Here is a 6,882-nt window from a genome sequence, read left to right as displayed (position 1 = left end):
GGTTGATGCTGATGATCGCCGGCAGGAGCTGAGGGGTCAAGCCCACCGCGAGGGCTAACGAAAAGAGGAAAGAGTCCAATACCGGCCGGTCCAGATAGACGTTGATTGCGAGGATTGCGATCACCAGCACCAGGGTCACTTCCATCAAGAGGTAGCCGAACCGTCGGACGCCCCGTTCGAATTCAGTCTCCGGTGGTCGGAGTTTCAGCCGTTCGGCTACCCGGCCGAATTCGGTTTTTGCGCCCGTGCGGACCACCACGGCCTTTGCGGTGCCGCTGATCACATGAGTGCCCATCCAAAGCGTGTTGGTTCGCCAGGCCAGCGGCGTTTCCGACGGCAAGACCCCGGCCGTTTTTTCGACGGGATAGGTTTCGCCGGTCAAGGCCGCTTCATCGATGAAAAGATCCTTGGAGATCAAAATCCGGCAGTCGCCGGGCACGCTGTCTCCGGCATTCAGCAGGACAATCTCTCCCGGCACGATCTCTTCAACCGGAATTTCGATCATACTTCCTTCCCTAAGGACTTCGGCCTTGATCTGGATGATCGCCAGCAGCTTCTCGACGGCGCCGGCCGCACCTCGTTCCTGCCAGAAACCGAGCAGGCCGCTGACGGCGACAATCGTCAGGATGATGAGGGCATCCACGGGATTGCGGAGAAAGAAGGACAGGCCCGCGGCCAGGAGAAGGATCAGGATGATCGGCGTTTTGAATTGCGCGAGCAGAAGGGTGAACGCGTCCGAGCGTTTTTTGGATTTCAGAAGGTTGGGGCCGAAGCGCTCGATCCGGGCCCGTGCCTCTCCGGTGGTCAACCCCTGCGGGGAAGCTCGCAGCTGTTCAAAAAGTTCCTCGGGCGGTATACTCCAAAATGTCTTGATCGGGCCGGGCCGTTCGGTGATGGAGGCCGGCGCCGCCCCCTCCAAAGGCAAAGGTTTCGGGGCCTCTCCCTCTTGCTTGCCTGGGGCGTTGGGTGTAAATTTCTTCATCAGGAAAGGGTGTTCCCTCCTCCGCACGGGGAAAAGAGAGTCGTCGACTATCGGTTTGGAGAACGGACCTGTGCGACGTCCCCTTTGACGGATGCGCCAGCCGATAACGCGAATGCCACGCCGTCCTGCGGCGTCAGCCCCAACTTGACGATCCGGGACCGGCTGACCACATGAATGGCGCCCAGATAGAGATGATTGCTCGGAATGAACACGGATGCCAGGTCGTGGCGCGTACCGTCCCCCTTGACCAGTGTAAACTCCCCCGTCAGAAAGCCGCCGTTGTACCCTTCACCGGAGGAATGTTCGACCAGGACGAATTCCTTGAAACCGGTCGGATTGCTCGGGTTCAGGCTCTCGACAATCCGCTTAATGTTCCGATAGATGCCCTTGAATATCGGCAGCCGCTCAAGAAGCCCCTCAATCCAGCCTAGAAACAGGGCGCCATAAACGTTTGATAGAATGACGCCGGCGGAAAAGATGATCACCAGCGTTATGAGCACCCCCAGGCCGCGGATCTCGCCATGGAAAAATGTGGCGATTAAGGGTTGGAATAAAGAGTCCATCGTCTTGAAGAGCCAGACCAACAACGTAACCGTCAAATAAAGGGGAAGAAGCGCGACGAGACCGGTAAGGAGTATATTTCGAAGGCGTTTCATCATGGCAAATCTCCTTTATTTTATAAGCCGCGTACCATTATACTTCCCGAGGCAGGGTCTTGTCGAATACCCCCTGGTTGGGTGTCGCTTAAATATCGTCCCACTCTCGGCCAAGAGGCTCCCATCGCCTTCAGGGGCGGCGTTGTGGTAAGATGGGAATGCGGGGGTCGTTATGGGAATTGCCGGTGAGAGACTAAACACGGTTGTGCCGACCCGGTACTGGCACAAGCTCGAAGATGGACGCGTCCAGTGCGATCTGTGTCCCCGCTTTTGCAGGCTCCACGAAGGCCAGCAGGGACTCTGCTTTGTACGGGCCCGGCAGAACGACCAGATCGTATTGACGACCTACGGGCGATCGAGTGGGTTCTGTGTCGATCCAATCGAAAAAAAACCGTTGAACCATTTTCTTCCCGGAACGCCCGTGCTTTCCTTCGGGACGGCCGGATGCAACCTGTCCTGCCGGTTTTGCCAGAACTGGGACATCAGCAAGTCCCGTGAGGTCGATACCCTGGCCGATGCGGCCTCTCCCGAAAAGATCGCTCGTGTCGCCCGGGAGCTGGGCTGCCGCAGCGTCGCCTTTACCTATAATGATCCCGTCATCTTCCATGAATATGCGATCGACGTGGCCCAGGCCTGTCACGGGCTGGGGATCAAGACGGTGGCCGTAACGGCAGGCTATGTTTGTGAGAAGCCGCGCGAGGAATTTTACCGATATATGGACGCGGCCAATGTCGACCTCAAGGCCTTCACGGAACGGTTCTATCAGCAGATAACGGCCGGGCATCTTCAGCCCGTCCTGGACACCCTGATCTATCTCAAGCACCGGACGAACGTCTGGTTGGAGATCACCACGCTCCTCATCCCGGGCGAAAACGATTCGGACCAGGAGATCGAAGCCCTTGCCAAGTGGGTGGTGGAAAACTTGGGGCCGGATGTGCCGATTCATTTTAGCGCGTTTCACCCGGACTATAAGATGCTGGACCGGCCGCCCACCCCGCCCGGGACCCTGACGCGGGCGCGGAGGATCGCCATGGATAGCGGGATCCGCTACGCCTATATCGGCAACGTTCATGATCCCGGGGGCGACAGCACCTACTGCCACGGCTGCGGCAAGAAACTGATCGGCCGCGACTGGTACCTCCTGTCCGACTGGAATTTGGCCGACGACGGCCATTGCCGTTCCTGCGGCACGGCCTGTGCCGGGCGATTTGAAGGTCCCCCGGGCCACTGGGGCCGACGCTACCTTCCGGTGCGATTGAAGGATTTTGATTGAAGGATTCTCCCGCCTCCGGTTTCTGAAAGATGAACAGAATGGGCGAGATTCACATTCAGGTGATGAGCGGTCCGACGGTGCCGGAGACGGAGGTCGAGATCGTCGAGCGAAAGGGCCTCGGGCATCCGGACACGATCTGCGATGCCGTGATGGAGCAAGTGGCCGTGGCCTTGGCGCGGGCGTATCGGGATAAGTTCGGCGCCATTCTGCATTTCAATTGCGACAAGGGGCTTCTGGTCGCCGGCCGAGTCAAGCGGCGGTTCGGCGGCGGAATGGTTCTGGAGCCGATGCGTCTGATCATCGGGGACCGGGCGAGCGTCGCTTTGGGAAGAAAACGGCTGGACGTGGCCGGGGTCTCCATCGAAACCGCGAAGGCCTGGTTTCGGAAAAACCTTCCCCGAGTAAATCCAAAAACACACCTGCGGTATCAGGTTGAGCTCCGGCCGGGCTCGGAAGAGCTCGCCTCCCTTTTTTCGGAAAAAAAGAAAGTGCGGGGCGCCAATGACACCTCGGCCGCCGTCGGATATGCTCCGTTGACCGAAACCGAACGGACGGTCCTTGAGGCCGAGCGCTACCTCAACACCCCGGGTTTTAAAGCCCGATTTCCGGAAACCGGCCAGGATGTTAAAGTAATGGGCGTCCGCACCGGTCGGCGTCTCTCGTTGACGGTGGCGATGCCCCTGATCGACCAACACGTCGAGAGCGAAGTGGGCTATTTCCGGCGAAAGCAGGCCGTGCATGAAGATTTACTGGGCCACCTTCAGAAACAAACGGAAAACCTTGAGGAGATCTCGCTCCGCCTGAATAGCCTTGATCGCCGCGGGAAGGGAATGGACGGGATCTATCTTTCGGTCATCGGCACTTCGGCCGAGGATGCGGACTCGGGTGAGGTGGGGCGAGGAAATCAGGTCAACGGCCTCATCGCCCTTAATCGACCGCGGGGTTCGGAGGCGGCCGCGGGGAAAAACCCCGTCAGCCATGTGGGAAAAATTTATAATGTGCTGGCCCATGTGTTGGCCAAAAGGATATACGGGCAGATTTCCGGTTTACGAAGCGTGGAGGTCTGGCTATGCAGCCGCATCGGCGAACCGGTAGACCGGCCCCAGATCGTCTCGGTCCAAATCCATGTGAAACCCGGGGTCCGGGGGGCGGATCTGGCCGATCCCATCCGGGCCATGGTTGAGAAAGAATTGACGCGGATTACGGATTTCTGCGAGGAATTGGCGGAGGGGCGCTATCCGGTTTGCTGACTTGGTCGCTTGTAACAGCCTTAAATTTATGAGATAATTCTGTCACGATGAAATCTGATGACCTGCGCAAAGGGTTTTTGGAATATTTTGGCGGACGGGGGCATACCCTTGTTCCGAGTTCTCCCTTAATTCCGCAAAAGGACCCGACCTTGCTTTTTACGAACGCCGGCATGGTCCAATTCAAAGAGGTTTTTCTCGGAAAGGAAAGTCGGGGCTACAAACGGGCCGTTTCGGTTCAGAAATGCATGCGTGCCGGCGGGAAGCATAACGATCTCGATAACGTGGGGATGACCGGACGGCACCACACCTTTTTTGAAATGCTCGGCAATTTTTCTTTCGGCGATTACTTTAAGTCCGATGCGATTGCGTTTGCCTGGGAGCTTTTGACAAGACACTGGGGTCTTCCGAAGGACCGGCTCTGGATCACGGTCTTCCGGGAAGACGACGAGGCCGAGGGACTCTGGAAGCAGATCGGGGTGCCGGCCGACCGGATCAAGCGCATGGGCGAGAAGGACAACTTTTGGGCGATGGGTGACACCGGCCCCTGCGGTCCGTGTTCCGAGATTCTGATCGATCAGGGGGAGGCGGCCGCGGGCGCTCCGCACGACTGCCAGGGCGTTGGCTGCGAATGCGACCGCTATCTTGAGATCTGGAATCTCGTCTTCATGCAATTCATACGGGACGTCGAGGGTCGGCTCACTCCCCTTCCCAAGCCCAGCATCGACACCGGGATGGGCCTTGAGCGGATCGCGGCCGTGACCCAGGGAGTGCTCTCGAATTACGATACGGACCTTTTCCATTCCATACTGAAAACCGTTACCGAGATGACCGGGCAGGATCTGGCGGCGGTGCGCAAGGGAATGCCCGGACGGGTGGTCGCGGACCATATCCGCGCCATCACGTTTCTGATCAGTGACGGGGTGCTTCCATCCAATGAAGGCCGCGGATACCTTCTGAGGCGGGTGATCCGGCGCGCGGCGCGATACGGGAAAGAGCTCGGACTGAACGAACCGTTTCTCTACAAACTTTCCGGGACGGTGGTGGATACGATGGTCGCGACCTACCCCGAACTGGCCCGCATTCGGACGGTCGTGGCCCAAGTGACGCAGGGAGAGGAAGAGCGTTTCGTCCAGACCTTGAATCAAGGCATGGGCCTCCTCAAAGAGGTGATGGCCAAGGTGAAGGCGGCGGGCCAGGTGCTCATCCCGGGCAGTGAGGCCTTTCGACTCTACGACACCTATGGCTTCCCCCTGGACATTGCGATGGATATGGCGCGTGACGTCGGTCTTCGGATTGATGAGGCCGGCTATCATGCGGCGATGGAAGATCAACGGGACCGGGCAAGGAAATCCTGGGTGGTGAAGGAGGTGGCCCCTTATTATAGCGAGGCTTCCTCCAAGCTGGGGCTCACCGAATTTGTGGGCTATGACAGCCTGGAAGTTGAGATACGGCTGATCGGAATTTTAAAGGGCGGACGTCCGCTGAATAAAGCCACCGCCGGTGAAACGGTCGAGTTGGTATTCGACCGGACCCCGTTTTACGGCGAATCGGGCGGCCAGGCCGGCGATCAGGGGCTGCTGGAGCATCCCAGCGCGCTGGCCGAGATTCATGCCACGATCAAACCGGTTCCGGGATTTTTTGTCCATCAAGGGAAGGTTACTCAGGGGGAAATCGTGGAGGGGGAGACCTACCGGGCGGTCGTGAACCCGGCGGCGCGGTGGGGAGCGGCGAGAAACCACACCGCAACGCACATCCTTCATTCGACGCTGCGGGAAATTCTGGGCGAGCATGTCAAGCAGGCCGGTTCGTTGGTGACCCCCGATCGTCTTCGATTTGATTTCGGGCATTTCAAGCCGTTGACCGCGCTGGAAATCGCACGGATCGAAGCCGTCGTGAACGAACGCGTTCGCGAGGACGATCCGGTCGAAACGCAGGTGATGGATTTTCAAGAAGCGGTTCGGGCCGGCGCCCTGGCCTTCTTCGATGACAAATACGGAGACCGCGTCCGCGTGGTGCGTATCTCCGACTTCAGCAAAGAACTCTGCGGCGGAACGCATTGCCATGAAACCGGCCAGGTCGGGTTGTTCAAGCTCGTGCAGGAAGGCAGCATCGCGGCCGGCGTTCGACGGATCGAGGCCTTGACGGGAGAGATGGCGTATCTGTATGTGCGCAAGCAGGAGGAAGACATCCGGGAAGTGGCCGCGCTGTTGAAGGTCCAACCGGCCGAGGTAGTCGAAAAAACCAGGCGGCTATTGGCCCAGTTGCGCGAGCGCGAAAAGGAGATGGATCGCCTTAAAGGTCGGGCGGCCGGGACTCAGGCGGAGGATGTTGCATCCGAGACCCGGACGGTAGGCGGGGTCGCGGTGCTCGCCAAGCGCCTTCAGGACGGACTGGAGCCGAAGGATCTTCGCGCTTTCATGGATTCGCTTCGGAACCGCTTGAAAACGAATTATATCGCCGTGGTGGCTTCGGCATCAGTCGATCGAAGCAATGCCTTTCTGATCGCGGCCGTTTCCCCGGACCTGACGGGCCGGTTTAACGCGGGCGAAATCGCGAAAGAAATCGCCGGGATCGTGGGAGGATCGGGTGGCGGACGTCCCGACATGGCCCAGGCCGGCGGGAAAAACGTCTCGAAACTTCCGGAGGCGCTGGCCCGCGTCTACGGGATCGTGGAAAAAACGCGGCCGTAGGCGGTATAATATAACCACGGGTGACGGGAGG

General features: G+C 59.0%; 5 protein-coding genes. 3 read left to right on the top strand and 2 right to left on the bottom strand.

All coding sequences use genetic code 11. The features are described from left to right. Positions 1 to 982: HAD-IC family P-type ATPase (locus VMN77_11090; GenBank protein HTN44328.1), on the bottom strand; the 982-nt coding region annotated here is incomplete at its 3' end. A 47-nt stretch (positions 983 to 1,029) separates the two neighbouring features. Next, positions 1,030 to 1,641 carry a DUF502 domain-containing protein gene (locus tag VMN77_11085; GenBank protein ID HTN44327.1) on the bottom strand — a complete coding sequence of 204 codons (612 nt, stop codon included), beginning with the start codon at positions 1,639 to 1,641 and terminating at the stop codon, positions 1,030 to 1,032. A gap of 169 nt (positions 1,642 to 1,810) precedes the next feature. On the opposite strand from VMN77_11085, the gene amrS reads away from it, so the two are divergent. The 3 genes from amrS to alaS are packed head-to-tail and all read left to right on the top strand — an operon-like array spanning position 1,811 to position 6,851. Further along, positions 1,811 to 2,911, top strand: a complete 1,101-nt coding sequence (gene amrS, locus VMN77_11080; protein HTN44326.1) for an AmmeMemoRadiSam system radical SAM enzyme — start codon at positions 1,811 to 1,813, stop codon at positions 2,909 to 2,911. A gap of 38 nt (positions 2,912 to 2,949) precedes the next feature. Then, on the top strand, positions 2,950 to 4,161 hold the full coding sequence (locus VMN77_11075; GenBank protein ID HTN44325.1) for a methionine adenosyltransferase: 1,212 nt from the start codon (positions 2,950 to 2,952) through the stop codon (positions 4,159 to 4,161). A 47-nt stretch (positions 4,162 to 4,208) separates the two neighbouring features. After that, positions 4,209 to 6,851, top strand: a complete 2,643-nt coding sequence (alaS, locus tag VMN77_11070; protein ID HTN44324.1) for an alanine--tRNA ligase — start codon at positions 4,209 to 4,211, stop codon at positions 6,849 to 6,851. The last annotated feature ends 31 nt before the right edge of the window (positions 6,852 to 6,882 follow it).

The organism is Nitrospiria bacterium (assembly GCA_035498035.1).
Lineage (GTDB): Bacteria > Nitrospirota > Nitrospiria > JACQBZ01 > JACQBZ01 > JACQBZ01.
This window is presented reverse-complemented; position numbering and strand designations above follow the sequence as displayed.